This is a genomic window from Pseudomonas sp. PB3P13 (genome assembly GCF_054897735.1).
On record NZ_CM142702.1, the window covers coordinates 4,811,569 to 4,836,454 of the forward strand.

The 24,886-nt window shown below is 61.4% G+C and carries 24 protein-coding genes; 13 read left to right on the top strand and 11 right to left on the bottom strand.

From position 1 onward, the window contains the following. Positions 1-14 precede the first annotated feature (14 nt). The 8 genes from ACYZT1_RS22185 to nrdR form a co-directional block, all read right to left on the bottom strand. Positions 15-518 carry a phosphatidylglycerophosphatase A family protein gene (locus ACYZT1_RS22185; protein WP_150583072.1) on the bottom strand — a complete coding sequence of 168 codons (504 nt, stop codon included), beginning with the start codon at positions 516-518 and terminating at the stop codon, positions 15-17. Beyond that, positions 515-1,480 (bottom strand): thiamine-phosphate kinase, encoded by a 966-nt coding sequence (thiL, locus tag ACYZT1_RS22190; RefSeq protein WP_462016728.1) that lies wholly within the window; start codon positions 1,478-1,480, stop codon positions 515-517. The genes ACYZT1_RS22185 and thiL overlap by 4 nt, the downstream gene beginning before the upstream one ends. A gap of 27 nt (positions 1,481-1,507) precedes the next feature. After that, positions 1,508-2,008 (bottom strand): transcription antitermination factor NusB, encoded by a 501-nt coding sequence (gene nusB, locus ACYZT1_RS22195; protein ID WP_462016729.1) that lies wholly within the window; start codon positions 2,006-2,008, stop codon positions 1,508-1,510. Further along, positions 2,005-2,481 carry a 6,7-dimethyl-8-ribityllumazine synthase gene (ribH, locus tag ACYZT1_RS22200; protein WP_028624323.1) on the bottom strand — a complete coding sequence of 159 codons (477 nt, stop codon included), beginning with the start codon at positions 2,479-2,481 and terminating at the stop codon, positions 2,005-2,007. Before ribH ends, nusB begins: the two co-directional genes overlap by 4 nt. Positions 2,482-2,572: 91 nt before the next feature. Next, the gene (gene ribBA / locus ACYZT1_RS22205; protein ID WP_462016730.1) at positions 2,573-3,664 is read right to left on the bottom strand and encodes a bifunctional 3,4-dihydroxy-2-butanone-4-phosphate synthase/GTP cyclohydrolase II; all 1,092 of its coding nucleotides are present in this window, start codon (positions 3,662-3,664) and stop codon (positions 2,573-2,575) included. 31 nt (positions 3,665-3,695) lie between these two features. Then, positions 3,696-4,361, bottom strand: a complete 666-nt coding sequence (locus ACYZT1_RS22210) for a riboflavin synthase (protein WP_462016731.1) — start codon at positions 4,359-4,361, stop codon at positions 3,696-3,698. Between the two features lie 46 nt (positions 4,362-4,407). Beyond that, the gene (ribD, locus tag ACYZT1_RS22215; protein WP_462016732.1) at positions 4,408-5,541 is read right to left on the bottom strand and encodes a bifunctional diaminohydroxyphosphoribosylaminopyrimidine deaminase/5-amino-6-(5-phosphoribosylamino)uracil reductase RibD; all 1,134 of its coding nucleotides are present in this window, start codon (positions 5,539-5,541) and stop codon (positions 4,408-4,410) included. Beyond that, entirely contained in the window at positions 5,538-6,002 is a 465-nt protein-coding gene (gene nrdR / locus ACYZT1_RS22220; RefSeq protein WP_003228656.1) for a transcriptional regulator NrdR, read from the bottom strand. Before nrdR ends, ribD begins: the two co-directional genes overlap by 4 nt. A gap of 117 nt (positions 6,003-6,119) precedes the next feature. Here nrdR and ACYZT1_RS22225 point away from each other — a divergent pair, with 117 nt between their 5' ends. The 3 genes from ACYZT1_RS22225 to trxA all read left to right on the top strand — a co-directional run bounded on the left by ACYZT1_RS22225 (position 6,120) and on the right by trxA (position 8,287). Further along, a complete protein-coding gene (locus ACYZT1_RS22225; protein WP_462016733.1) occupies positions 6,120-6,590 on the top strand; it encodes a YbaY family lipoprotein in 471 nt (156 codons plus the stop codon). After that, complete coding sequence (locus ACYZT1_RS22230) at positions 6,587-7,243, top strand: class I SAM-dependent methyltransferase (RefSeq protein WP_462016734.1); 657 nt, start codon at positions 6,587-6,589, stop codon at positions 7,241-7,243. The genes ACYZT1_RS22225 and ACYZT1_RS22230 overlap by 4 nt, the downstream gene beginning before the upstream one ends. Before the next feature lie 171 nt (positions 7,244-7,414). Further along, on the top strand, positions 7,415-8,287 hold the full coding sequence (gene trxA, locus ACYZT1_RS22235) for a thioredoxin (RefSeq protein WP_462016735.1): 873 nt from the start codon (positions 7,415-7,417) through the stop codon (positions 8,285-8,287). Between the two features lie 97 nt (positions 8,288-8,384). Here the strand turns inward: trxA and ACYZT1_RS22240 are convergent, their stop codons facing one another. Further along, complete coding sequence (locus ACYZT1_RS22240; RefSeq protein WP_462016736.1) at positions 8,385-8,729, bottom strand: hypothetical protein; 345 nt, start codon at positions 8,727-8,729, stop codon at positions 8,385-8,387. A gap of 135 nt (positions 8,730-8,864) precedes the next feature. Here ACYZT1_RS22240 and ACYZT1_RS22245 point away from each other — a divergent pair, with 135 nt between their 5' ends. The 5 genes from ACYZT1_RS22245 to ACYZT1_RS22265 all read left to right on the top strand — a co-directional run bounded on the left by ACYZT1_RS22245 (position 8,865) and on the right by ACYZT1_RS22265 (position 12,953). Next, a complete protein-coding gene (locus ACYZT1_RS22245; RefSeq protein WP_462016737.1) occupies positions 8,865-9,449 on the top strand; it encodes a DUF2796 domain-containing protein in 585 nt (194 codons plus the stop codon). Between the two features lie 165 nt (positions 9,450-9,614). Then, positions 9,615-10,325, top strand: coding sequence for an ABC transporter ATP-binding protein (locus ACYZT1_RS22250; protein ID WP_462016738.1), 711 nt, complete (start codon positions 9,615-9,617; stop codon positions 10,323-10,325). A 1-nt stretch (position 10,326) separates the two neighbouring features. Then, positions 10,327-11,592: an ABC transporter permease gene (locus ACYZT1_RS22255; protein WP_462016739.1), complete on the top strand. Its 1,266-nt coding sequence runs from the start codon at positions 10,327-10,329 to the stop codon at positions 11,590-11,592. An 11-nt stretch (positions 11,593-11,603) separates the two neighbouring features. Continuing rightward, positions 11,604-12,122 carry a DUF3299 domain-containing protein gene (locus tag ACYZT1_RS22260; RefSeq protein ID WP_462016740.1) on the top strand — a complete coding sequence of 173 codons (519 nt, stop codon included), beginning with the start codon at positions 11,604-11,606 and terminating at the stop codon, positions 12,120-12,122. Between the two features lie 132 nt (positions 12,123-12,254). Further along, complete coding sequence (locus tag ACYZT1_RS22265) at positions 12,255-12,953, top strand: OmpW/AlkL family protein (protein ID WP_462016741.1); 699 nt, start codon at positions 12,255-12,257, stop codon at positions 12,951-12,953. Between the two features lie 72 nt (positions 12,954-13,025). Here ACYZT1_RS22265 and ACYZT1_RS22270 read toward each other — a convergent pair whose 3' ends face one another. After that, the gene (locus ACYZT1_RS22270; protein ID WP_462016742.1) at positions 13,026-13,910 is read right to left on the bottom strand and encodes a sugar nucleotide-binding protein; all 885 of its coding nucleotides are present in this window, start codon (positions 13,908-13,910) and stop codon (positions 13,026-13,028) included. Between the two features lie 254 nt (positions 13,911-14,164). Here ACYZT1_RS22270 and ACYZT1_RS22275 point away from each other — a divergent pair, with 254 nt between their 5' ends. Then, positions 14,165-18,481, top strand: a complete 4,317-nt coding sequence (locus ACYZT1_RS22275; protein ID WP_462016743.1) for a DEAD/DEAH box helicase — start codon at positions 14,165-14,167, stop codon at positions 18,479-18,481. Positions 18,482-18,511: 30 nt separating this feature from the next. Here the strand turns inward: ACYZT1_RS22275 and ACYZT1_RS22280 are convergent, their stop codons facing one another. Then, positions 18,512-20,629: a mechanosensitive ion channel family protein gene (locus ACYZT1_RS22280; protein WP_462016744.1), complete on the bottom strand. Its 2,118-nt coding sequence runs from the start codon at positions 20,627-20,629 to the stop codon at positions 18,512-18,514. A gap of 272 nt (positions 20,630-20,901) precedes the next feature. On the opposite strand from ACYZT1_RS22280, the gene ACYZT1_RS22285 reads away from it, so the two are divergent. Genes ACYZT1_RS22285 through ACYZT1_RS22300 form a run of 4 tightly spaced genes read left to right on the top strand, consistent with a single transcriptional unit; the run spans position 20,902 to position 24,885 of the window. Beyond that, entirely contained in the window at positions 20,902-21,828 is a 927-nt protein-coding gene (locus tag ACYZT1_RS22285; protein WP_462016745.1) for a DUF72 domain-containing protein, read from the top strand. Further along, the gene (locus ACYZT1_RS22290; RefSeq protein ID WP_462016746.1) at positions 21,825-22,622 is read left to right on the top strand and encodes an endonuclease/exonuclease/phosphatase family protein; all 798 of its coding nucleotides are present in this window, start codon (positions 21,825-21,827) and stop codon (positions 22,620-22,622) included. Before ACYZT1_RS22285 ends, ACYZT1_RS22290 begins: the two co-directional genes overlap by 4 nt. Beyond that, positions 22,619-23,902, top strand: a complete 1,284-nt coding sequence (clsB, locus tag ACYZT1_RS22295) for a cardiolipin synthase ClsB (RefSeq protein ID WP_462016747.1) — start codon at positions 22,619-22,621, stop codon at positions 23,900-23,902. The genes ACYZT1_RS22290 and clsB overlap by 4 nt, the downstream gene beginning before the upstream one ends. Further along, positions 23,902-24,885 (top strand): lysylphosphatidylglycerol synthase domain-containing protein, encoded by a 984-nt coding sequence (locus ACYZT1_RS22300; RefSeq protein ID WP_462016748.1) that lies wholly within the window; start codon positions 23,902-23,904, stop codon positions 24,883-24,885. The genes clsB and ACYZT1_RS22300 overlap by 1 nt, the downstream gene beginning before the upstream one ends. Position 24,886: the final 1 nt, after the last annotated feature.

The window sequence follows — 24,886 nt, forward strand, 5'->3', positions numbered from 1 at the left end:
CTCTGAATCGCCCGTCAGGCGAAAATCCACACCAGCCCTTGCATCGCCGCCCATGCAAATACCCCGGCCAACACATCGTCGAGCATGATCCCGACGCCACCGTGCACGTGTCGATCGATCCAGTGAATCGGCCACGGTTTGAGAATGTCGAAAAAGCGGAATACCACAAAACCCGCGAGCAACCAGTACCATCCTTCCGGCACCAGCCACAGGGTGATCCACATTCCGACCATTTCGTCCCAGACGATGCCTTCGTGGTCGTGTACCCGCAGATCGTCGGCCACTTTGCCGCACAGCCAGAAGCCGAACAGCATGGTGATGCCCAGCATCAGCCAATAACCCCAATCGGGCAACATCTGCCATAACGGGATAAAGGGTAGCGCAACTAACGAGCCCCAGGTGCCCGGTGCCTTGGGCAAGGTGCCCGAGCCAAAGCCGAAGGCGATGAAATGCCACGGGTTGCGCCACACGGACGGCGGTACGAATTCCGCAGGGACCTGATTGGGATGATCTGTCACGGTGTCTCCCGAAAATGTTGATAGCCCCGGATTTGCGGGGTGATGTGCTGTCCGCGAGCATCCAGCAGGACAACGCCCTGCCCCGCCACGACGCGCCCGACCACGTGGATTGGCCAGCCATCTGCCATCAGTGACGATAACTCGACGGACGGTAAGCTGAACGCCAGCACGTAATCGTCGCCGCCACTCAACGCCGCTGCTTCTGCGCCGGGCTGGCCGAGGAGAGCCACTAAAGCCTTCGACAGCGGTAATCGGTCACGTTCAACTTGAATGCCGACCTGCGATGCCAGCGCGATGTGGCCGCAGTCAGCGAGCAGGCCGTCAGAGATGTCCAGCGCCGCCGTCGCCCTGCCACGCAGCGCCTGGCCGAGGCCGAGTTGCGGCTGGGGCGACCAGTAATGCGCCAGCAGCGGCTCGGTGATCGCCGCTTCAGCCGAGCGCTGGCCCAGCACCAGCGGCAAAGCACCGGCGGCGTTACCCAACTCACCGCCGACACACAGCAGATCCCCGGGTTGCGCACCGCTGCGCGTCAGCGCCAGCCCACTGGGCACCCGACCGAACACCGTCATGGTCAGGCTCAATGGACCGCGTGTGGTATCACCGCCCACCAGCGCCACACCGCACCGTTGCGCCATCAGGTTCAAACCGCGGGCATACGCTTGCAGCCAATCGGCGGTCACCGTCGGCAAAGTCAGGGCAAGGGTAAAGGCGACAGGCGTTGCGCCCATGGCCGCCAGATCACTGACAGCCACAGCCAGCGAGCGCTGGCCGAGCAGAAACGGATCGCAAGGGTCTGCGAAATGCACACCGGCCACGAGTGTGTCGGTGGAAACCGCCAACTGCTCCCCGGTGGGAACAGCCAGCAAGGCGCAGTCATCGCCGATCCCCAACGCAACGCCCTCGCCGCCCTGCGCACAAGGCGCGGCGGCGAAGAAATCGCGGATCAGCTCAAACTCGCCCATGGCCGAGAAAAGGAATTCAAGCGCCGATCAGCGCTTGAACGCCTTCACTTCAGCTTCACGCAGACGCGGGGCCAGCTTGTCCAGAACACCGTTGACGAACTTGTGGCCGTCGGTGGAACCGAACACTTTGGCCAATTCGATACCTTCGTTGATCACAACGCGGTACGGCACATCGACACGTTCGAGCAGTTCCCAGGTCGACAAGCGCAGCACGGCCAGTTCAACCGGGTCCAGTTCCTCGATGGTCAGGTCCAGGCAAGGCTTGAGCGCGGCATCGATCTTGTCCTTCTGCGCAGGAACCCCGTGAAGGATCTCGCGGAAGTAGGCGCCATCGACATCGCTGAAATCGTTATCAACCCGGAACTGCGCTTCGATCTCGTTCAGCGACTGCTTGGCCATGTGCCATTGGTACAGCGCCTGAGTCGCGAGCTGACGGGCTTCGCGACGCTTGACGCTTTTCGATGGCTTGCCGGCGTCCGCAGGCTTTGGATCGCGCGGGTTGAAACGATCGCTGTCGTCGTTAATCACTTGGCCTCCAACTGCGCCAGCAGGCTGACCATTTCCAGTGCGGACAGGGCAGCTTCAGCACCTTTGTTGCCGGCCTTGGTGCCGGAACGTTCGATGGCTTGTTCAATGGAATCAACGGTCAGCACGCCGAATGCGACGGGCACGCCAAACTCCATGGAGACCTGCGCCAGGCCCTTGGTGCACTCGCCTGCCACGTATTCGAAGTGCGGAGTTCCGCCACGAATGACCGCGCCCAGCGCGATGATGGCTGCAAACTCGCCTTTCTGAGCGACTTTCTGCGCAACCAGCGGGATTTCGAAGGCGCCAGGCGCGCGGATGATGGTGATATCGCTTTCGCTCACGCCATGGCGAACCAGGGCATCAACTGCACCGCTGACCAGGCTTTCAACCACGAAACTGTTGAAACGGCCCACTACCAGAGCGTAGCGGCCTTGAGGGGCGATGAAGGTACCTTCGATGGTCTTCAGGGTCATTCGTTAGATCTCTTAAAGAGCCGGGACGCGTTTTCTACGCATCCCTCAGTGATATTTGAACCGCGAATAGAGCGCCGCAAACAGCCGGTATTTATTCGGAGGGCACGTATTCTACAACTTCCAGATCGAAACCGGATATCGCATTAAATTTCATCGGCGCACTCATCAGGCGCATTTTGCGCACACCCAGGTCGCGAAGAATCTGCGAACCGGCACCGACGATGCTGTAGGTGGTCGGCTTTTTCACCGGCGCGTGGTCCGCCGTTTCGCGGATATGTGCCAGCAACACGTCACCATCGAGCGGGTGACCGAGCAGCAACACCACGCCGCTACCGGCTTCGGCGACCGCGGCCATGGCCGCACGCAGGCTCCAGCGACCCGGTTGCCTGACCATCAGCAGATCGCGCAGCGGGTCCATGTTGTGCACGCGCACCAGCGTTGGTTCTTCCGCGCACACGTTGCCCAGGGTCAGGGCCATGTGCACGTCGCCCTCCACGGAATCACGATAGGTCACCAGGTTGAACTGGCCCAGTTCGCTGTCCAGCGGCTGTTCGGCAATCCGCTGAACGGTACGTTCGTGGATCATCCGGTAGTGAATCAGGTCGGCGATGGTGCCGATCTTGATGTTGTGCTCGGCCGCAAAAGCCTCAAGCTCGGCGCGCCGGGACATGGTGCCGTCGTCGTTCATCACTTCGCAGATCACCCCGCTCGACTCGAAACCGGCCATGCGCGCCAGGTCGCAGGCTGCTTCAGTGTGGCCAGCCCGTGCGAGGGTGCCGCCGGCCTGGGCCATCAGCGGGAAAATATGGCCGGGGCTGACGATGTCTTCAGCCCTGGCATCCTTCGCGGCGGCCGCTTGCACGGTGCGCGCACGGTCGGCCGCGGAGATGCCGGTGGTGACGCCGGTGGCGGCTTCAATCGACACGGTGAACTTGGTGCCGAACCCGGAACCGTTGCGCGGCGCCATCAGCGGCAGCTTCAACAATTCGCAGCGCTCGCGGCTCATCGGCATGCAGATCAGGCCACGGGCATGCTTGGCCATGAAGTTGATGTGCTCGGCCTGGCAGCACTCGGCGGCCATGATCAGGTCGCCTTCGTTCTCGCGGTCTTCGTCATCCATGAGGATGACCATCTTGCCTTGGCGGATGTCTTCAACCAGTTCTTCGATGCTATTGAGCGCCACAAGGCACCCCCCTTCTTTCGAAATTTGAGCTTCAGGATTTGAGGTAGCCGTTTTGGGCCAGAAAGCTTTCAGTAATGTTGCCAGACTTTGCCGGTTCTGCGGCCTTGTCGCCCAGCAGCAGGCGCTCCAGATAACGCGCCAGCAAGTCGACTTCCAGGTTGACCCGACGGCCCGGCTGGTAGGACGCCATGATGGTTTCGCTGAGGGTGTGCGGAATGATCGTCAGCAGGAACTCGGCGCCATCGACTGCGTTCACGGTCAGGCTGGTGCCGTCGACGGTGATCGAGCCTTTATGGGCGATGTACCTGGCCAGTTCCTTCGGCGCACGAATGCGGAACTCCACCGCACGCGCATTCTCGGTGCGAGTCACCACTTCGCCGACGCCATCAACGTGACCGCTCACCAGATGCCCGCCAAGGCGAGTGGTCGGGGTCAGGGCTTTTTCGAGGTTGACCGGGCTGCCGCTTTTCAAATCGTTCATCGCGGTGCAGTCGAGGGTTTCGCGACTGACGTCCGCCGCGAAACCATTGCCCGGCAGCTCGACCGCCGTCAGGCAAACGCCGTTGACCGCGATGCTGTCGCCCAGTTTGACGTCGCTCAAATCGAGCTTGCCGGTTTCTACGTGGACTCGCACATCTCCGCCTTTTGGGGTCAATGCACGAATACTGCCGATGGATTCGATGATGCCGGTAAACATGGAGTTCTCCTTGAGAACAGGGCCGTCGCGTGGCGCAGGCCGGGAATTATACGCAGGGCACCGACGAAGCAACGGCAGTGACTCGCCAGTCATCGCCAACCGCGCGGATTTCGGTGATTTTGAGTTCGGGCGCGTCCTTCATCTGCGCCAGCGGCCAGTCCAGCAGCGGCCGGGCCGAAGAGCCGAGAAACTTGCCGGCAATGAATATCTGGAATTCGTCCACAAGGCCTTGCTGAGCGAAAGCACCGGCGAGACGCGGACCGGCTTCGACCAGCACCTCGTTGACGCCGCGATGAGCGAGTTCGACCAACAGCTTGCGCAGGTCAACCTGGCCATCGTCGCCGGCCACGATCAGGCATTCCGGACCATTGGCGTATTGTTCTTCAATGGCCATGCAGGTGGCGACGAGCGCCGGACCCGCTTTGAAAAACGGTGCATCCAGCGGTACGCGCAGGCGGCCGTCGATCAACACGCGCAGCGGCGGTCGACTCATGGCCAGCGCGGTTTGTTCGGCATCCAGACCCAATTCATCCGCGCGCACGGTCAACCGGGCGTTGTCTGCCAGCACCGTGTCGGCGCCGGTGAGCACAACGCTGGCCTGGGCGCGCAGGCGCTGCACCGCCGAACGTGCCGCCGGGCCGGTGATCCATTGGCTTTCGCCGCTTTCCATTGCCGTACGGCCGTCGAGACTCATGGCCAACTTCACCCGCACGAACGGCAAGCCGTGTTCCATACGCTTGAGAAAACCTTGGTTGAGTTTGCGCGCCTCGCCTTCCAGCACGCCGCTCTCGGTGGCGATGCCGGCCTGGAACAAGCGCTGCAGGCCACGCCCGGCGACTTCAGGATTGGGGTCTTGCATGGCAGCGACCACACGGGCGACCCCGGCATTCACCAGCGCATCGGCACAGGGTGGCGTGCGACCGTGATGGCTGCACGGTTCGAGCGTCACGTAGGCCGTGGCACCTCGCGCCTTGTCGCCCGCGGCACGCAGCGCGTGGACTTCAGCGTGAGGTTCACCGGCGCGTTCGTGCCAACCTTCGCCGACAATCTGCCCGTCGCGCACGATCACGCAACCGACACGCGGGTTTGGGTGCGTCGTGTAATGCCCCATGCGCGCGAGTTCAAGGGCGCGGGCCATGTAATGGGCGTCGAGGATGGCTTGTTCGGCGGGGATGGTCATTCTTTCACCGGCTCACGGGCCAGGCGATCGATCTCTTCGCGGAACTCGTTAAGGTCCTGAAAGCGTCGATACACGGAGGCGAAACGAATGTAGGCAACTTCATCGAGCTTCTGCAGCTCGGCCATCACCAGTTCACCGACCACGAGGGATTTGACCTCGCGCTCGCCGGTGGCACGCAGTTTGTGTTTGATGTGCACCAGCGACGATTCGAGGCGTTCGACACTCACCGGGCGCTTTTCCAGCGCACGCTGCATGCCGGCGCGGAGTTTTTCTTCGTCGAACGGCTGGCGGCTGCCGTCGGTTTTGATCAGGCGCGGCAACACCAGTTCGGCAGTCTCGAACGTCGTGAAACGTTCGCCGCAGGCCAGGCATTCGCGCCGGCGGCGCACCTGTTCGCCCTCGGCGACCAGACGCGAGTCGATGACCTTGGTGTCGTTGGCACCGCAGAAGGGACAGTGCATGGTGGCAGGCAACAAAAAAAGGGAGGGCCATGGTAGCGCATCCCGGTGGCAAGACAAGCCATAGGGTTTGCGGTATACAGACGGCCTATAGATGGATTTACCCTGCTGGAGCTGCCCATGTCGTTACGCCCGCTTGTTTTGCTCAGTCTTTTCAGCCTGCTGGTGGCCTGTAGCAGTGATGCTCCCAAGACCGAACCGCAACCGCCCAAGCCCGGCCCAGCGCCTCAGCAGGCGCAGAAAAAAGCCAGGGAGGCCGCCGACCTCGGCCCGTTGCCCGCGCATCAGCGTGAGTTGAGCGGCACTTTGCAAGGTGTGCCGCCCGGCGCCGAAGTCGAGCTGGCGCTGCTGGTGATCGACAGTCAGGACCGCCCGCAGCAATTGCTCGCCAGTTCCAGCCTGATCGGCACCAATCAGATACTGCCGTTTCGCCTGCGCTTTAATCCGCAGTCGTTCCCGGCCGGTGCCCGCGTTGAACTGCGGGGCCGCGCCAGCCAGTCCGGCCAATTGATCCTGCACCTGCCGTCGCAAGTCATCACTCAGCCGACGACCCAGGCGGTGGGGCAACTGCAATTCGTCAAAGCACCATGAATGCACCGCTCGACCTGCAACAGGCGTTGAGTGAATTGCTGGGCGATGCCCAACTGGTGCCCTGCGAGTTGCCGGGCACCGAGCTGAAACTCTGGCTGATCGACGGCGACAACATGGACCGCGCCTTCAGTGCGGAAGAAACCCGGCGGATTCTGCATGAGCCGCCTTACTGGAGTTTTTGTTGGGCCAGCGGCCTGGCCGTCGCCCGTTATCTCGCGCATTTTCCGGAATGGGTCAAAGGCAAACGCGTGCTGGATTTTGGCGCAGGTTCCGGTGTCGCGGGCATTGCCGCCGTGAAGGCCGGCGCGCTGGAAGTGGTGGCGTGCGACCTGGACCCATTGGCGATTGCTTCCTGCCGGGCCAATGCCGAACTCAATGGTGTGGAACTCAGTTACTCGACGGACTTTTTTGCCGAGGCGGATCGATTTGACCTGATCCTCGTGGCGGACGTGTTATACGACCGGGCGAATCTGCCGCTGCTCGACGAGTTTTTGAGTCGGGGTCGCGAGGCGCTGGTGGCGGATTCGCGGGTGAGGGATTTTCGTCATCCGTTGTATCGACGCATTGAAATGCTGGAAGCGATGACACTGCCGGATCTGGCCGAGCCTGAAGAGTTTCGGCATGTGAGCCTGTATCACGCGCGGCGCTTTTGAAACCGCCAAAGATCGCAGCCTGCGGCAGCTCCTACGCCGGTAGCGTTTGAACCGAGCGGATGCGTTTCACGGGGTGCGCGCGCAAACCCGATCTTGTAGGAGCTGCCGAAGGCTGCGATCTTTTACGCCAGCCCTTATAGTGACCGCATCAACGCTTCCAAGAGATCCCCCATGAGTCAGGAAACGCCGTACATTTTCGACGCCACGACCGCCGACTTCGACCAATCGGTGATCGAGAACTCTTTCCACAAACCAGTGCTGGTGGATTTCTGGGCCGAATGGTGCGCGCCATGCAAGGTGCTGATGCCCATGCTGCAGACCATCGCCGAGAGCTATCAAGGGGAGTTGCTGCTGGCCAAGGTCAATTGCGATCTGGAACCCGACATCGTCGCCCGTTTCGGCATTCGCAGTCTGCCCACCGTAGTGCTGTTCAAGGACGGCCAGCCGGTGGACGGTTTTGCCGGTGCGCAGCCGGAGTCCGCTGTGCGCACGATGCTCGAACCGCACGTGCAGATGCCGCCACCGGCAGCGGCCGATCCGTTCGAGCAGGCTCAGGCTCTGTTCGATGACAGCCGTTTTGCCGATGCTGAAGCCGTGTTGACCGTGCTGCTGGGGGAGGACAACACCAACGCCAAGGCGCTGATTCTGTACGCCCGCTGCCTGACCGAACGCGGCGAACTGGGCGAAGCGCAAACCGTGCTCGACACGGTGAAAAGCGATGAGCACAAGGCTGCACTGGCCGGCGCCAAGGCGCAGATTCAGTTTTTGGGCCAGGCCAGGGATTTGCCCGATGCCGCCGACCTGAAAGCGCGCCTGGCGAAAAATCCGCAGGACGACGAAGCGGTGTATCAGTTGGCGATCCAGCAGCTGGCGCGTCAGCAATACGACGCTGCGCTGGATGCACTGCTCAAGCTCTTCGTGCGTAATCGCAGTTACAACGAAGGCTTGCCGCACAAGACGTTGCTGCAGGTGTTTGAGCTGCTGGGCAATGACCATCCGCTGGTGACCACGTACCGTCGCAAGTTGTTTGCTGCGTTGTATTGAGGATCAACAGATCGCAGCGTGCCGCAGCTCCTCCAGTGAACTCATTTCCATGTAGGAGCTGCGGCACGCTGCGATCCTTTGATTTTATTATGTGAAATCATTCGACCCAGCTGTACAGCGGCGTATCGCCGCCACTCGAGACCTTCACATCCGCACAATGGCGCAAGCGCACCAACAGACGTTTTCCGGAGGCTGCACTGCCCGTCAATCCCTCCAGCTGCTCCATCAAATCCGGCCCGCTCAACTGCCCGGCCTTGCGCAGCAAGTCCCTGGCGACCTGCCACAGCGCATCGTCCTGATTTTGCGGTCTGGCCGCCGGGGCGCTGACTTCTTCGGTTTCGCTGACCTGCCACTGCGCGCCAAGCCGCGCCCAGTCCTGATCATCCATCTCCAAAGTCAAATCCACCGGCCACTCGCCGATGCTTCCGCGTATACGCAACATGAGCCTGCTCCTGCACATTTCTGACCTGCATGCTCCCACGGGACTTGTGCAACGCCAAGCAGACGGTCACACTCTCCGCACTTTCGTTATAAGATTACATAACAGATTTTTCACCTGACTTCCCGGAGACTCGCCATGCGCCGTCTGTTGCTCGCTTTGCCGTTCGCCCTGCTGCCGCTGGCCGTTGCTCACGCGGCTGAAGAACATGACCACGATCATGAACACGGCAGCCTCGCCGCCCACGAGCATGGCGTCGGTCGTTTGAACGCGGCGCTGGATGGCCAGACCCTGGAACTGGAGCTGGAAAGCCCGGCGATGAACCTGGTGGGCTTCGAACACGCCGCTACCACCGACGCCGACAAGGCGAAAGTGGTTGCCGTCCGTGCGCAGCTGGAGAAGCCGCTGACCCTGTTCAATTTGCCAAAAGCCGCCGGTTGCGTGGTGGTCACTCAGGAACTGGAGAGCCCATTGTTCGGTGACAAAGCCGATGCCGATGATCATCACGACGATGACGCCAGGGAAGAGCATCACCACGATCACAGCGAAATTCATGCGCACTACCAGTTCAAATGTGCAGCGCCCGGCGCGCTGAAGACGCTGGAACTGGCGAATATTTTCAACACGTTCCCGGCAACCCGGAAGATTCAGGTACAACTGATCAGCCCGAGCGGCCAGCAAGGCGTTGAAGTGACGGCCAAGGCTGGCGCCCTGAAATTCTGATCACGCCGAAAAACCCCTGTGGGGACCGAGCTTGCTCGCGATAGCGGTGTGCCAGCCGACAGCGCTGTTGAATGTCAGGGCCTACTCGCGAGCAAGCTCGCTCCCACAGGGGGAAAGTGTTGAATTTGAAATTGCGACCCGCAACTAACCAATGAAATCGGCGCCATGACCCAAGCACTCATCGAACTGTCCGACCTGAGCTTCAGTTGGCCCGGTCACCCGCCACTGCTGGACATCCCGGCCTTTCGTCTGGAACCCGGCGAAACCCTGTTCCTCAAAGGCCCCAGCGGCAGCGGCAAGACCACCCTGCTCGGTTTGCTCGGCGGCGTGCAGAAGCCGGATCGCGGCAGCATTCGCCTGCTCGGCCAGGAACTGACTGAGCTAAAGGCCGGCGCGCGCGATCGATTTCGGGTCGATCACACCGGCTACATCTTCCAGCAATTCAACCTGCTGCCCTTTCTCTCGGTGCGCGAGAATGTCGAATTGCCGTGCCACTTTTCCGGATTGCGCGCAGAACGGGCGATCCAGCGCCACGGCAGTGTCGATCAGGCCGCCGCCACCCTGCTCGCCCACCTTGGCCTGAAGGATCAAAACCTGCTCGGTCGCCGCGCCGACTCGCTGTCCATCGGCCAGCAGCAAAGGGTCGCCGCGGCTCGCGCGTTGATCGGTCAACCGGAACTGGTGATCGCCGACGAACCGACGTCGGCGCTCGACTACGATGCCCGCGAAAACTTTATTCGCCTGCTGTTCGCCGAATGCCGCGAGGCGGGTTCGAGCCTGTTGTTCGTCAGCCATGACCAGAGCCTCGCGCCGCTGTTCGATCGCAACCTGTCGCTGGCTGAACTCAATCGCGCCGCCACCCCGTCCGAGGTCTGAGATGTATTTGTTTCGTCTAGCCATGGCCAGCCTGGCTAACCGCCGCTTTACCGCGATCCTTACTGCCCTCGCCATTGCCCTGTCGGTCTGCCTGCTGCTGGCGGTGGAGCGGGTGCGCACGGAAGCCAAGGCCAGTTTTGCCAGCACCATCAGCGGCACCGACCTGATCGTCGGCGCGCGCTCCGGTTCGGTCAACCTGCTGCTGTACTCGGTGTTCCGCATTGGCAACGCCACCAACAACATTCGCTGGGACAGCTTCGAGCACTTCGCCAACAATCCGAAAGTGAAGTGGGCGATCCCGATGTCCCTCGGCGATTCCCATCGCGGTTACAGGGTGATGGGCACCACGCAAGCCTATTTCGAGCATTACCAATACGGCCGGCAACAACACCTGGCTTTGGCCGACGGTCGCGCGTTCGCCAGCGACCCTTTCGAAGTGGTGCTCGGTGCTGAAGTGGCCGAAGCGCTGCATTACACACTCGGCGAGAAACTGGTACTGGCCCATGGTGTGGCGGTCATCAGCCTGGTCAAGCACGACGATAAACCGTTCACCGTGGTCGGCATTCTCAAGCGCACCGGCACCCCGGTGGATCGCACGTTGCACATCAGCCTCGGCGGCATGGAAGCGATTCACGTCGACTGGCATAACGGTGTGCCCGCACGCGGCACCGGACGAATCAGCGCCGATCAGGCCCGCAACATGGACCTGACGCCGCAAGCGATCACCGCGTTCATGCTCGGCCTCAACAGCAAGATTTCGACCTTCGCCCTGCAGCGCGAGATTAATGAATTCCGGGGTGAACCGATGCTGGCGATCCTTCCCGGCGTGGCGCTGCAGGAACTGTGGAGCCTGATGAGCACGGCGGAAAAAGCCTTGTTCGTGGTCTCGCTGTTTGTTGTGCTGACGGGGTTGATCGGCATGTTGACGGCGATTCTCACCAGCCTCAACGAACGGCGTCGCGAGATGGCGATTCTGCGTTCGGTGGGCGCGCGGCCGTGGCACATCGCAACCTTGCTGGTGCTCGAGGCATTTGCGTTGGCGCTGTCCGGCGTGATCGCGGGCATCGCCCTGCTTTACGTCGGCATCGCCCTCGCGCAGGGTTACGTGCAGGCCAACTACGGCCTGTATCTGCCGCTGGCCTGGCCAAGCGAATATGAATGGACGCTACTCGGTGGCATTCTTGTCGCCGCCCTGCTGATGGGCAGCGTGCCGGCGTGGCGCGCGTATCGCCAATCCCTGGCCGATGGCCTGTCGATCCGACTATGAGGACGTTAATGATGCCCCGCGCCGTACTTGCGCTGTTGATGCTGGTCGCCCTGCCACTGTGGGCGGCCGAGCCGAAAGAGCTGACCTGGTCGGAAATGATCCCGCCCGACGCCATGCCGGAAGTGCCGAACATGACGCCACTGCACGACATGTCCCAGATGAGCGACGCACTGGCCGCCGAAGCGGCGCCCGCGGCCAAACAGGACATGCCGAATGCGCCGGTGGTGAAAACCCTCGACGGACAGAACATTCGTCTGCCGGGCTATATCGTGCCGCTGGAAGTGAGTGAGGAAGGTCGTACCACGGAGTTCCTGCTGGTGCCGTATTTCGGCGCCTGCATTCACGTGCCGCCACCGCCGTCGAACCAGATCGTGCATGTGAAAAGCGAAGTCGGGGTGAAACTCGATGAGTTGTATCAGCCGTACTGGATCGAAGGCGCGATGCAGGTCAAACCGTCGACCAGTGAACTGGCGGATGCCGGGTATCAGATGGCGGCGGACAAGATTTATGCGTATGAATTGCCGGAGTGAAAACCGGTGGTTCTGTATCGATCATCACCGCAGAATCAAACCGATCACCGTTTCTTTGAGCTGCGTCAAAGGACCGAATACTTAGGCGCCTTACCATTGGACATCGAATTTTTTACGTCCTTTGGAGCCCCCATGCACACGTCCAAGCTCTGCACCTCGCTCATTGCGCTCGCGCTCGCAGCCCCGCTCGCCCATGCCCACGAGGCGGGTGACATCCTGGTTCGCGCCGGTGCGATCACCGTCAACCCGAAAGCCGACAGCTCCAGCGTCAAGGTCGATCAGGGTCCGCTCAAAGGGGCGGATCTGGGCGGTAAGGCGACCATGAGCAGCGACACGCAACTGGGCCTGAACTTCGCTTACATGTTCACCAGCAACTGGGGGATCGAGCTGCTCGCCGCCTCGCCGTTCGAGCACGACGTGAAGCTCAAAGGCACCGCACTGGGCGCGGCAAACGGCAAACTCGGCACGCTGAAACACCTGCCACCAACCTTGAGCGTTGTGTACTACCCGCGGGATGGCAAGTCTGCGTTCCAGCCTTACGTCGGTGCCGGCATCAACTACACCTGGATCTACGACGAACACGTTGGCAGCGCAGCGCAGGCCAACGGCTTCAGCAACTTCAAGGCAAAAAACTCATGGGGTATGGCGTTTCAGGTTGGCGCTGACTACATGATCACTGACAGGATCATGCTCAACGCCCAAGTGCGCTACATCGACATCGACACCCAAGCCACCGTGGAAAACAACGCGGTGGCCCCGGGCACCCGCGCCAAGGTCAATGTGGATGTTGATCCGTTCATCTACATGGTGGGTCTGGGCTACAAGTTCTGAGGCGCTTGCAATCTCCTGATCGTTTCCTGCAACAGCGCCCGGCCGACACTCCACAGTGCCGGCATCGGGCTCTCAGCCGTGGCGATAGAAACGGTCCAGCAAACCCGGTAACGCCGCCCGCCAGGCGCGCGGCTTGATCCCGAAAGTGTGGAGGATTTTCTTGCAGGCCAGCACCGCATGTTGCGGTTCCTCGGCAGCGTCCGGGCGCGCGGCGTGGGCCTGTGCGGTCGGCGCTTCGATGGCCAGCGCATGCAACGCGCGGGCTTCGGTGATGATCGCCTGACCGAGTGCCAGCGGCGTGGTCGCTTCGTGCCCGGCGTAGTGGTAAGTGCCCCACAACGGCGCCGCGCAATCGAGTTGCTTGAGCACCGAAATGATCACTCGCGCCGCGTCGTCAACCGGCGTCGGATTGCCGCGACGATCATCGGCCATCAGCAATTCTTCAGGATTTTCCGCGCGGGCGAGAAAGCGTCCAAGAGTGCCGTCGGGGCTGTCATCGAGCAGCCAGCCGAAGCGCAGCAGCACATGCTGCGGGCACGTCGCGCGCACGCTTTGTTCGATCCGCCACAAGGCCTGACCACGTTGCCCCAGCGGCACCGGTTCGTCTTTTTCGCTGTAGGCAGTCGCGCGGGAGCCGTCGAAAACGCGATAGCTCGACGGTTGCAACAGAACGATGTTGTGATGCTGGCACAATTCGGCCAGACGCTCGACCGCGCGTTCCTGCCCGGCCAGACGTTGTTCGCTGACCGCTTCGGCCTGGAACCAGTCGAAGTAGTAGGCGAGGTTGATCAACGCGTCCGGACGGGTGTCGTCGAGCAATTGCGTGAGGCTCGCGGCATCCCAGCCGTCTTGCGGCGGGCGGGGGGCGAGGAAGCCGATGTCTTCCTCCGCACCGAGGCGAATCAGCGCCTGCCCAAGGGCATTTCCGCCGCCCAGTAACATAAGGCGCATTCGCATAGAGTCAGCAGGCCCAGTCTGATTGGAACGATGGCTTTATCGACAGCGCCCGCAGGCGATGTCATCGATAGTTGCCGGAATCGTTGCATTTTGCGGGTTTAGAGCGCAACCGTCACTTACAAAGTACGCCAACCCCATGTAGCAGCTGCCGAAGGCTGCGTCTGGCTCGGCACGTTCGGACGCAGCCTTCGGCAGCTGCTACGGGGTCGCAGGGCTACTTGCAACTTGGGTTATCTGCCCGCATAAATTACCCCATGAATCTGCCCATTCCCTCGGACGCTGCCCTGAGCGGTTTTCATTCCGCCGTCAGCGCCTGGTTCAACAGCACCTTCCCGGCGGTCACTGCCGCTCAGGCCCGCGCGTGGCCGTTGATTCGTCAGCATCGCTCGACGCTGATCGCCGCGCCAACCGGCTCCGGCAAGACCCTCACCGCGTTCCTCGCCGTCATCGATGACCTGATTCATCGCGGCCTGGAAACCGATGCCGGGTTGCCCGACGAAACACTGGTGGTTTACGTCTCACCGCTCAAAGCGCTGTCCAATGACATCCAGATCAACCTGCAAAATCCCCTGGCCGGGATCACTGAACAATTGCGCGCGATGGGCCTGCCACCCTTGCAGATCAACACCGCCGTGCGCACTGGCGACACCCCGCAGAAAGAACGCACGGCGATGCGTCGCACCCCGCCGCACATTCTGGTCACCACCCCCGAATCGCTCTATGTGCTGCTCGGCTCCGATTCTGGCCGACAAATGCTCAAAACCACGCGCACAGTGATCGTCGACGAAATCCACGCCATCGCCGCGAGCAAGCGTGGCAGCCACCTGGCATTAAGCCTCGAGCGCTTGCAGGCGCTGTGCACACAGCCATTGATGCGCATCGGCCTGTCGGCCACGCAAAAGCCGATCGAAGCGGTTTCGCGCTTTCTGGTGGGCCGCGACCGCCCTTGTGAAATCATCGACATCGGCCATGCGCGTCCGCGCGATCTGGGGATTGAAGTGCCACCCGTGCCGCTGACCGCCGTGATGTCCAACGATGTCTGGCAATTGGTGTACGACCGCCTCGCCGCCCTCGCCCGCGAACACCGCACCACGCTGATTTTCGTCAACACCCGGCGTCTGGCCGAACGCCTCAGCCGCCACCTCAGTGATCGCCTCGGCAAGGAAGCCGTCGCCGCTCACCACGGCAGCCTCGCCAAGGAATTTCGCCTCGACGCCGAACAACGGCTCAAACGCGGCGAACTGCAAGTGCTGATCGCCACCGCCTCGCTGGAACTGGGCATCGATATCGGCGACGTTGATCTGGTCTGCCAGATGTCCTCACCACGCTCGATTGCCGCGTTTCTGCAGCGGGTCGGCCGCTCGGGCCACCATGTTGGCGGCACACCCAAAGGGCGGTTGTTTGCCACCACCCGCGACGACCTGATCGAATGCACTGCCCTGCTCGACTGCGTGCGCCGCGGTGAACTCGATACGTTGCAAATTCCCGCGGCACCGCTGGACGTGCTCGCGCAACAGATCATCGCCGAAGTCAGTTGTCAGGAATGGCACGAGCAGGCCTTGCTGCAGATGTTCCGCAAAGCCTCGCCTTACGCGGACCTGGACGAACAACATTATCAGGCGCTGCTGCACATGCTCGCCGAGGGCTACAACGGTCGCCAGGGCATCCGCAGCGCGTTTCTCCATCGCGACGCCGTCACCCGCACCTTGCGCGGTCGTCGCGGCAGCAAGCTGACGGCAGTGACCAGCGGCGGCACGATCCCGGACAACGCCGACTACAGCGTCCTGCTTGAACCGCAGGGACTGAGCATCGGCAGCGTCAACGAAGACTTTGCGGTGGAAAGCATCGCCGGGGATATTTTCCAGCTGGGCAATACTTCCTACCGAATCCTGCGCGTGGAATCGGGCAAGGTCCGGGTCGAAGACGCGCACGGACAGCCACCGACCATTCCGTTCTGGCTGGGTGAAGCGCCCGGGCGCAGTGCCGAACTCTCGTCCGCTGTGGCCCGCCTGCAAGCACAACTCGATGACTTGCTCAGTGCCACGCCCGGCGACCTGCAACCGGCGCTCGACTGGCTCACCGACACCCTCGGACTGAACCTCGCCAGCGCCGAACAACTGGTGGATTACCTTGCCCGTGCGCGGCTGACCCTCGGCGCGCTGCCGTCCCAGGACACGCTGCTGATGGAGCGGTTTTTCGACGAGTCCGGCGGCACCCAACTGGTTATTCACACGCCGTTCGGCAGCCGCATCAACCGAGCCAGGGGCCTGGCGCTGCGCAAGCGTTTCTGTCGCACCTTCAATTTCGAGTTGCAGGCTGCGGCCAGTGAAGACGCGATCATTCTGTCGCTGTCCACCAGCCACAGCTTTGATCTCGATGAAGTCTGGCGTTATCTGCCGAGCAACAGCGCCGAGCAGGTGCTGATTCAAGCGGTGCTCGATGCGCCGTTGTTCGGTGTGCGCTGGCGCTGGAATGCCGGGGTGGCGCTGGCGCTGCCGCGTTACACCGGAGGGCGAAAAGTGGCGCCGCAGATCCAGCGGATGAAAAGCGAAGACTTGATCGCCAGTGTGTTTCCCGACCAGATTGCCTGCCTGGAAAACCTCGCTGGCGAACGCGAGATTCCGCAGCATCCGCTGGTGGAACAGACGCTCGACGATTGCCTCCACGAAGCCATGGATTGCGAAGGCTGGCTGACGCTGTTGCGGCGCATGGAAAGCGGTGAGGTTCGCCTGATCAGCCGCGACCTGCCTGCGCCCTCGCCACTCGCGGCAGAAATCCTCAGCGCGCGGCCCTACACCTTTCTCGATGACGCGCCACTGGAAGAGCGCCGCACGCAAGCTGTACTCAATCGGCGCTGGACGGACCCGCAGTCGACCGACGACCTCGGCGCGCTGGATGCCGACGCGATTCAGGCCGTGCGCGAAGAAGCCTGGCCGACGCCGACCCGCGTGGATGAAATGCATGAGGCGCTGATGAGCCTGGCGTGCATCACCGACGCCGAAGCCACGGCAAATCCCGAATGGCCGCAATGGCTCAAAGCGTTGGCGGACAGGGGTCGCGCCAGCCGTTTGCAGATCAATGCCGAACAGTCTGTGTGGGGCGCGCTGGAGCGGCTGACGTGCTTGCGGGCGATTTATCCACAGGCCGATTCATTCCCGCCGCTGGAAGCGCTGGCGGGATTCGATGAAGCCTGGGAGGCGGATGAAGCCATGCTGGAAGTGATCCGCGCCCGGCTCAGTGCCTTCGGTCCGTTGCCGCTGGATGAGATCGCGCAGCCGCTGGGTTTGCCGACTGCCCGGGTCACTCAGGCGTTGGCGCATCTCGAAAGTGAAGGCTATGTGCTGCGCGGCCAGTTCAGCCCGAACGCCCGCGAAGAGCAATGGTGCGAACGGCATCTGCTCGCGCGCATTCACCGATACACCGTCAAACGTCTGCGGCGGGAAATCGAGCCCGTGGCGTTGCAGGATTTCATGCGCTTTCTGTTTGACTGGCAGCATGTGTCGGCGGCCAATCAGGGTCAGGGTGCAGCCGTGTTGCCCGCGATTGTCGGCCAGTTCGAAGGTTACCCGGCTGCCGCTTCCGCCTGGGACAGCGACATTCTGTCGGCGCGGATCAAAGGCTATTCGTCGACCTGGCTGGATGATTTGTGCCGCAGTGGCAAACTGGTCTGGATTCGCCTGACGGCGCGCAACAAGGGCGCGAGCACGGCGCTGCGCAGTACGCCGATTTTGTTGTTGCCGCGCAATCAGGTCGGATTGTGGAGCAGCCTGACCGAGCAGACGCCGGTTGGCGATTTATCGGCAAAAACGCAAAAAGTGTACGAAGCGCTCAGTCGACAGGGCGCGCTGTTTTTCGATGAGCTGATGCATGAAGCGCATTTGCTTCGCGCCGAACTCGAAATTGCCCTGCAGGAGCTGGTCGGCGCCGGGCTGGTGAACGCTGACAGCTTCGCCGGGCTTCGCGCACTGATTACTCCCGCCAGCAAACGTCAGGCCCGCGGCAGTCGACGCGGTCGCGGGGCCTTCATCGGCGGCATGGACGATGCCGGGCGCTGGGCCTTGCTGCGACGCGGGCCGGCGGCGCCCATCGTGGAAAACAAACGGCCGGTCGCGACACCTGCCGAGACGCTGGAGCACATCGCCATGACGTTGCTTCGGCGCTACGGTGTGGTGTTCTGGCGACTGCTGGATCGCGAGGCAGAATGGCTGCCGAGCTGGCGGGAATTGCTGCGCACGTTTCATCGCCTGGAAGCACGCGGCGAGATCCGTGGCGGGCGGTTTGTCAGTGGCTTGGCGGGTGAGCAATTTGCCCTGCCGGAGGCGATCCCGCTACTGCGCGAAGTGCGACGCCGACCGCATGACGGCAGTTTGATCATGGTTTGCGGGGTCGATCCGTTGAATATCGCCGGCACCTTGTTGCCAGGGGCGAAAGTGCCGGCACTGGCGAGTAACCGCCTGGTGTACCGCGACGGGTTGCCGGTGGCGGCGCTGATTGCGGGCAAGCAGGTGGTCTGGCTGGAGGCGGATCAGTCGGTGGCGAATGAACTGCACCGCAAACTGACCGGGCATTGATATCGCCCGCGCCGGCCGCGACACCAAAAATCATTGAGTACGAGGCTGATCCGGCAGCATCACCGGCGAATGCTCCTCGGTCACGGCCCCCTCTTCCGCCTCATCCACCTGCCGCTTCGGCGTCAAAACCTGCTGTGGATAAGTCTGCGCGAAATGCACCCATGGACTGTTATCCACAAGTTTTTTCAAACGCTGGTTGAAGGCCCGGCTTACCGCATATTGCCCACCCGACACCGTCCGGAACTGCGCCGTCAGCACCACACCGTTGAGGTCCATCTTGTCGACGCCGAATACATCCAGCGGGCCTTGCAGGTTGTACTTGAGGAACGCGTCTTCGCGAATTGAATCCCCCGCTTCGCGAATCAGCTCAATCGCTTTATCGACATCGGTGTCATAAGTGAACTGCACCGAGAAAAACGCAAATGCAAACTGCCGGGACTGGTTGGTGACGGCCTTGATCTGTCCGAACGGCACCGAGTGCACGAAACCCTTGCCGTCGCGCAGGCGCAAGGTGCGAATGGTCAGCCCTTCGACCGTGCCGGCATGGCCGGAATCAAGCACCACCCAATCGCCCACCGACAAGGTGTCCTCGATGATGATGAACAGCCCTGTAATCACATCCTGCACCAGCTGCTGCGAACCGAAACCGATGGCCAGACCAACCACCCCGGCACCCGCCAGCAAAGGCGCGACATTGATCCCCAGATTGGCCATGGTGGTGATCGCGCAGATCACCACCAAAATGATTTTGATCGCGTTGCGCAGCAGCGGCAGGATGGTTTTGATCCGCGTGCTTGGCTGTGTCGCGCGCTTGTTGACCGGCGGTTTGAGCGCTTCCTGAATGGCCGTGTCGAGCACCACCCACAACAGCCACGTCACCAGAAAAATCAGGCCAATGCTGCTTAATGACTCACTGATCGCCCGGCCCACCGAGTTGCGCTCGGCAAATTCGTACAGGGAAACACCCCAGATCCGCCCGAGGATTTCGATGAACGCCACGGCCATGACGATCCGCAGCAGCGCATGCAACAAACTCAGGAAGCGTTCCTTGTAGGCGCTGCTGCGCTGCACCGCCTCAGTCTTGCGAGACTTGAACAAATGCTGGAAAACCGTGCTGAGGAACACCGTGGCGATCAGCAGAATCGTGGTGAACAATGCGCTACGCAGGGCTTTCTGATTGTCTTCACCGACGCCGATCAGGTTGATTGCCGAGACCATCACCATCAGCAGAATCGGCCAGTACCACAGCCCGGAAAAGATCCGCAGTGATTCCTGCAACGACGGCTGCTTGAGCCGCGTCGCCAGCGGCCGGTTGCGGATCAGGTGCGCCACCGGGCGTCGCAGGCGAATCACCAGCAAACCAAAAATGATCGAAGCGAACAGCCCGGTAAACACCGCGACGCTGCTGGTGATGTTGCCGCCCAGTTGTCGGGCGATTTGCGGGCTGGTCAGCGCATCGCTGAGCGCGGCGAGAAAGCCGATCAGGAACAACGGGCGCGGGCAGTAGTCGCGGATGATCTGCACCGCCCGCCGTTTGTGCCCGGTTTTGAACATGACGATCACGCACAGCAGCATCGACGTGGAAAAAATGCCGCTGCTGGTGGCATAGGCAAAACACAGCGCCAGCGCGCGCCCCACCGAAGCTTGCAGAAAATGGCTGACGTAAAGCGTCAGTGGCAGACAGATCAGCGCCGGTAATGTGTAGGGCAGCACGTAGTGCAGCAGATCCTGGCTGCGTTGCCGGGTACGCAACCATTGCCTCTGGCTCAGGCGGTTGGCCAGAAGGCCGCCGAGCACGGTGAGCAAGGCAAACGTGCCGAGCCAGACGCCAGACAGCAGCAGGAAATCGCCGACCACACTCAGCGGTGATCGCGACGAGGGCCGGTTCACCAGTTTGTCGACTTCGTCGGCCGCTCGGTCCGCGCGCAGGCGCCAGGCGTCGACCAGGTTCTCATTGAGATCGAGCTGGTCCTGGACGTCGTCAATGCTGGAACTGATCGCCCCAAGCAGGCCGCCTTGCACCAGCGGCTCGGGTTTTTCCGCTTCCTCGGCGGCGGCGGGAGTGCCCGGCAGCGTGACAGCCCATAATGAATTGCTGCCCAACAGCAGCAGCGCCCCCAGTAATATCGCGGTCCTGAACTTGAGCAAAACGCGGAGCTCCTGCGCAAAGATGTGTAAGGAACTGATCGAAAAACGCCCGGCAAGTTCGGCATCTCCCCACAGATCGACCGGCGGCAGGCCTTTGCAATCCCTGTTGGAGCAAAGCTTGCTCGCGAAGACGGCAGCACATTCAGCGACCCTATCGCGCATCCCATGAACGCAAAACACCATTACCGCCCGTAGCGCCACCGAAACTTTCTCCCTCTGCGCGCAGTCAGCACAAGACGGGGGCAACCGAGGACCATTAGACAGGAGGCGACATGGCGGCGATTCACATTGGTATTTCAGGCTGGCGCTACACACCCTGGCGGGGTGATTTCTACCCAAAGGGGCTGACCCAGAAGCGCGAATTGCAATTCGCATCGCGGGCCGTCAACAGCATCGAAATCAATGGATCGTTTTACGCCTTGCAGCGGCCTGAACGCTACGCCCAATGGTACGACGAAACGCCAGAAGACTTTGTGTTCAGCGTCAAGGCTCCGCGTTTCATCACCCACGTCAAACGCTTGCGTGACATACACCTGCCCTTGGCGAATTTCTTCGCTTCCGGTGTGCTGGAACTCAAGGAAAAACTCGGCCCGATTCTTTGGCAGTTTCCACCTAACTTCAAATTCGACGCCGAATTGTTTGAAAGCTTCCTGGAACAATTGCCGCACACCACCGACCAGGCCGCCGCCCTTGCCCGTCAACACGATTCGCACCTGCACGGTCACGCCAGCACCAAGGCCTACAAGAAAAAGCCGCTGCGCCACGCAGTCGAAATCCGCCATGAAAGCTTCGTCGATCCAGCCTTCGTGCGCCTGCTCAAACGCTACAACACCGCGCTGGTCATCGCCGACACCGCCGGCAAATGGCCGTACCGCGAAGACGTCACCAGTGACTTTGTCTACTTGCGTTTGCACGGTGCCGAAGAGCTTTACGCCAGTGGCTACACCGCCGAGGCGTTGAAACGCTGGGGCGACAGAATCGATGCCTGGTCCCACGGCGAGCAACCGGGTGACGCGCAATTGATCGCGCCTCGCCTGAAACCCAAACCCCGCAAATCCCGCGAAGTGTTCTGCTATTTCGACAACGACATCAAAGTCCGCGCGCCTTACGACGCACGCAGTTTGCTGCAGCGTTTTCACCTTGACGAGAATCTCGCCACCGCACCGGGCCAACCTGCTGCCGAAGGAGTGCTTCAATGAGCATTACCGAGCAGTTCAGTGCTACCGATGACCAGCTGCAAACCGAAACTTCAATTCGCAGTTTTACGATCCTGACGGTCAATACCCACAAAGGATTCACTGCGCTGAACCGGCGCTTCATCCTGCCGGAATTACGCGAAGCTGTGCGCAGCGTGTCGGCGGATGTTGTGTTTTTGCAGGAGGTCCACGGCACTCACGAGCATCACCCGCAGCGCTACAGCAACTGGCCGGCGATGCCGCAATACGAATTCCTCGCTGACACTCTATGGCCGCAGTTCGCTTACGGGCGCAATGCGGTGTATCCCGATGGCGATCATGGCAATGCGCTGTTGTCTAAATTTCAGATCATCCGCCACGACAACCTCGACGTCTCGATCAGTGGCCACGAAAACCGCGGCATCCTGCATTGCGTATTACGCCTGCCCGGCGATGGTCGGGAAGTCCACGCCATTTGCGTGCACCTGGGCCTGCACGAAAGCCATCGCAATGATCAGCTGAAATTGCTCGCCCAGCGTCTCGCGGAACTGCCGGACGATGCGCCGGTGATTGTCGCTGGCGACTTCAATGACTGGCGCCAGCGTACTGATGCCGTCCTCAAACCCTGCGGCTTGCGCGAAGTGTTCGCCGAACATCACGGCAAACCCGCCCGCACCTTTCCGGCCCGCTTTCCCCTGTTACGTCTGGATCGCATTTATGTGCGCAACCTCAAGGCCTGTCGCCCGAAAGTCCTCGCGGCGCGACCCTGGTCACACCTTTCCGACCACGCACCGCTATCGGTGGAGATCGAGTTATGAGCAGCGCACCGATGGAAAAAGCCACGGTTGAACACATTTCCACAACGCCTTCAGTCCGTGAACCGGGCGTGGTTGATGTCGAATATGGCTGGCAAGGCAATAACCGCGTGGAGCTGCTGGAAAACGGCGAAGCTTATTTTCCGCGAGTCTTCGAGGCCATGCGCCAGGCCAAAAGTGAAATCCTGTTGGAAACCTTCATTGTCTTCGAAGACAAGGTCGGCAACGAGTTGCAGGAAGTCCTGATCGATGCCGCCAAGCGCGGCGTGCGCGTCACCGCCAGCCTTGACGGGTTTGGTTGCGGCGAGCTAACCACCCCTTATCTCACTGCCCTGAGCGAAGCCGGCGTGCACATTCAAATGTTCGACCCGGCGCCCAAACGCCTGGGCATCCGCACCAACTGGTTCCGCCGCTTGCATCGCAAGATTGTGGTGGTCGACGGCACCATCGCCTTCATCGGCGGGATCAATTTTTCCGCCGACCACCTTGAGGATTTTGGCCCGGAGGCGAAGCAGGATTATTCGGTCGAAATTCAGGGCCCGGCAGTGGCCGACCTCCATCACTTCGCACTGCTGCAAAGCGGTCGTCCGGCCGGGGCGAAATACTGGTGGCGACGGCGTCGGCAGCGCCGCCAGGAAATGGCCTTCACCGATCACGACGGTCAGGTGCGCCTGGTCTATCGCGACAACGGTGAACACACCACCGATATCGAAGAGGTTTATCTGCAGGTGTTGCGCAGCGCCCAACGCCGGGTGGTCATCGCCAACGCCTACTTCTTCCCCGGCTATCGTCTGCTGCGGGAAATCCGAAATGCAGCGCGGCGCGGCGTCGAGGTGAGGCTGATCCTGCAAGGCCAGCCCGACATGCTGGTGGCCAAACTCGCTGCGCGCATGACCTATGACTATTTGCTGAAATCCGGCGTGCAGATTCACGAATACTGCGAGCGCCCGCTGCACGGCAAAGTCGCTTTGGTGGATGAAGACTGGAGCACGGTCGGGTCGAGCAACCTCGATCCGCTGAGCTTGTCGATGAACCTGGAAGCCAATGTGCTGATTCGTGATCGGGCGTTCAATCGCGAGCTGTTTCAACGTCTGGAAGATCTCAGCGAGAATCACTGCAAAGCCATGTCCGCCGACAAATCGCCGCGCGGCCGCATCTGGCACATGACCGTGGGTTTTCTGGTATTTCACTTCCTGCGGCATTTCCCTGCATGGGCCGGTTGGCTACCGGCGCACAAGCCACGCCTGAAACCTTTTTCCCATTCCGCGCGGAGTGACACCTGATGAGCCACTCTGAAACGCAATCGGCTGCTCACGCCGAACAACCGAAATCGCGCTGGAGTCGCTGGAAAAAACCGCTGACCATGCTGTTTTTTCTCGCGCTGATTGCGCTGCTGACAATGTTCGCGCAGCGCATCGAGTGGAATGAGGTGCTCGATACGCTGGCGGACTTCAAGGTGCGCACGCTGATCATCGCCGCCAGCCTGACTCTGGTGAGCTTTCTGGTGTACGCCAGCTTCGACCTGATCGGCCGTACCTACATTCGCCAGGACCTGACCTGGAAACAGATCCTCCCGGTGGGGGTGATCAGTTATGCCTTCAACCTCAACCTGAGCGCGTGGGTCGGCGGGATCGCCATGCGCTATCGCCTGTACTCCAGGCTCGGCGTGAGCAAGGGCAATATCGCGAAAATTCTCGGGCTGAGCCTGGCCACCAACTGGTTTGGCTACATGCTGATCGCGGGGGCCGTGTTCAGCAGCGGCCTGGTGCGCATGCCGCCCGGCTGGAAGGTGAGCACCGTCGCGTTGCAAGGCATCGGCGTTCTTCTGCTGTTGGTCGTTGCGGGGTATTTGGCGGCCTGCCAGTTTTCCAAGCGACGGGAATGGTCGATTCGCGGGGTGGAAATCAACCTGCCTTCTCTACGTATGGCAATGCTGCAACTGGCGCTGGGCGCGCTGAACTGGTCGCTGATGGCCGCGGTGATCTTCACGCTGTTGCCAAGCAAACTGGATTACCCATTAGTGCTGGGCGTGCTACTGATCAGCGCCATCGCCGGTGTGATCACTCACATTCCGGCAGGCCTGGGCGTGCTGGAAGCGGTATTTGTGGCGCTGCTGCAACATGAGGCTTCGCGAGGCAGTCTGGTGGCCGGGTTGCTGGCCTATCGGGCGATTTATTTCCTGTTGCCGTTGCTGATCACGTTGGTGATGTATTTGCTGGTGGAGGCCAAAGCGAAGTCGCTGCGGATTGCCAGGAAACCCTCCTGAG

Excerpts from the sequence above, each read along its gene's own strand:
- ACYZT1_RS22245 (WP_462016737.1), top strand. The coding sequence starts at position 8,865 with ATGCGCCGTCTGTTGCTCGCTTTGCCGTTCGCCCTGCTGCCGCTGGCC.
- nrdR (WP_003228656.1), bottom strand. The coding sequence starts at position 6,002 with ATGCACTGTCCCTTCTGCGGTGCCAACGACACCAAGGTCATCGACTCG.
- ACYZT1_RS22210 (WP_462016731.1), bottom strand. The coding sequence starts at position 4,361 with ATGTTTACCGGCATCATCGAATCCATCGGCAGTATTCGTGCATTGACC.
- ACYZT1_RS22225 (WP_462016733.1), top strand. The coding sequence starts at position 6,120 with ATGTCGTTACGCCCGCTTGTTTTGCTCAGTCTTTTCAGCCTGCTGGTG.
- ACYZT1_RS22260 (WP_462016740.1), top strand. The coding sequence starts at position 11,604 with ATGCCCCGCGCCGTACTTGCGCTGTTGATGCTGGTCGCCCTGCCACTG.
- ACYZT1_RS22230 (WP_462016734.1), top strand. The coding sequence starts at position 6,587 with ATGAATGCACCGCTCGACCTGCAACAGGCGTTGAGTGAATTGCTGGGC.
- ACYZT1_RS22300 (WP_462016748.1), top strand. The coding sequence starts at position 23,902 with ATGAGCCACTCTGAAACGCAATCGGCTGCTCACGCCGAACAACCGAAA.
- ACYZT1_RS22285 (WP_462016745.1), top strand. The coding sequence starts at position 20,902 with ATGGCGGCGATTCACATTGGTATTTCAGGCTGGCGCTACACACCCTGG.
- thiL (WP_462016728.1), bottom strand. The coding sequence starts at position 1,480 with ATGGGCGAGTTTGAGCTGATCCGCGATTTCTTCGCCGCCGCGCCTTGT.
- ACYZT1_RS22255 (WP_462016739.1), top strand. The coding sequence starts at position 10,327 with ATGTATTTGTTTCGTCTAGCCATGGCCAGCCTGGCTAACCGCCGCTTT.
- clsB (WP_462016747.1), top strand. The coding sequence starts at position 22,619 with ATGAGCAGCGCACCGATGGAAAAAGCCACGGTTGAACACATTTCCACA.
- ACYZT1_RS22265 (WP_462016741.1), top strand. The coding sequence starts at position 12,255 with ATGCACACGTCCAAGCTCTGCACCTCGCTCATTGCGCTCGCGCTCGCA.
- ACYZT1_RS22240 (WP_462016736.1), bottom strand. The coding sequence starts at position 8,729 with ATGTTGCGTATACGCGGAAGCATCGGCGAGTGGCCGGTGGATTTGACT.
- trxA (WP_462016735.1), top strand. The coding sequence starts at position 7,415 with ATGAGTCAGGAAACGCCGTACATTTTCGACGCCACGACCGCCGACTTC.
- ACYZT1_RS22250 (WP_462016738.1), top strand. The coding sequence starts at position 9,615 with ATGACCCAAGCACTCATCGAACTGTCCGACCTGAGCTTCAGTTGGCCC.
- ribD (WP_462016732.1), bottom strand. The coding sequence starts at position 5,541 with ATGACCATCCCCGCCGAACAAGCCATCCTCGACGCCCATTACATGGCC.
- ACYZT1_RS22270 (WP_462016742.1), bottom strand. The coding sequence starts at position 13,910 with ATGCGAATGCGCCTTATGTTACTGGGCGGCGGAAATGCCCTTGGGCAG.
- ribH (WP_028624323.1), bottom strand. The coding sequence starts at position 2,481 with ATGACCCTGAAGACCATCGAAGGTACCTTCATCGCCCCTCAAGGCCGC.
- ACYZT1_RS22290 (WP_462016746.1), top strand. The coding sequence starts at position 21,825 with ATGAGCATTACCGAGCAGTTCAGTGCTACCGATGACCAGCTGCAAACC.
- ACYZT1_RS22275 (WP_462016743.1), top strand. The coding sequence starts at position 14,165 with ATGAATCTGCCCATTCCCTCGGACGCTGCCCTGAGCGGTTTTCATTCC.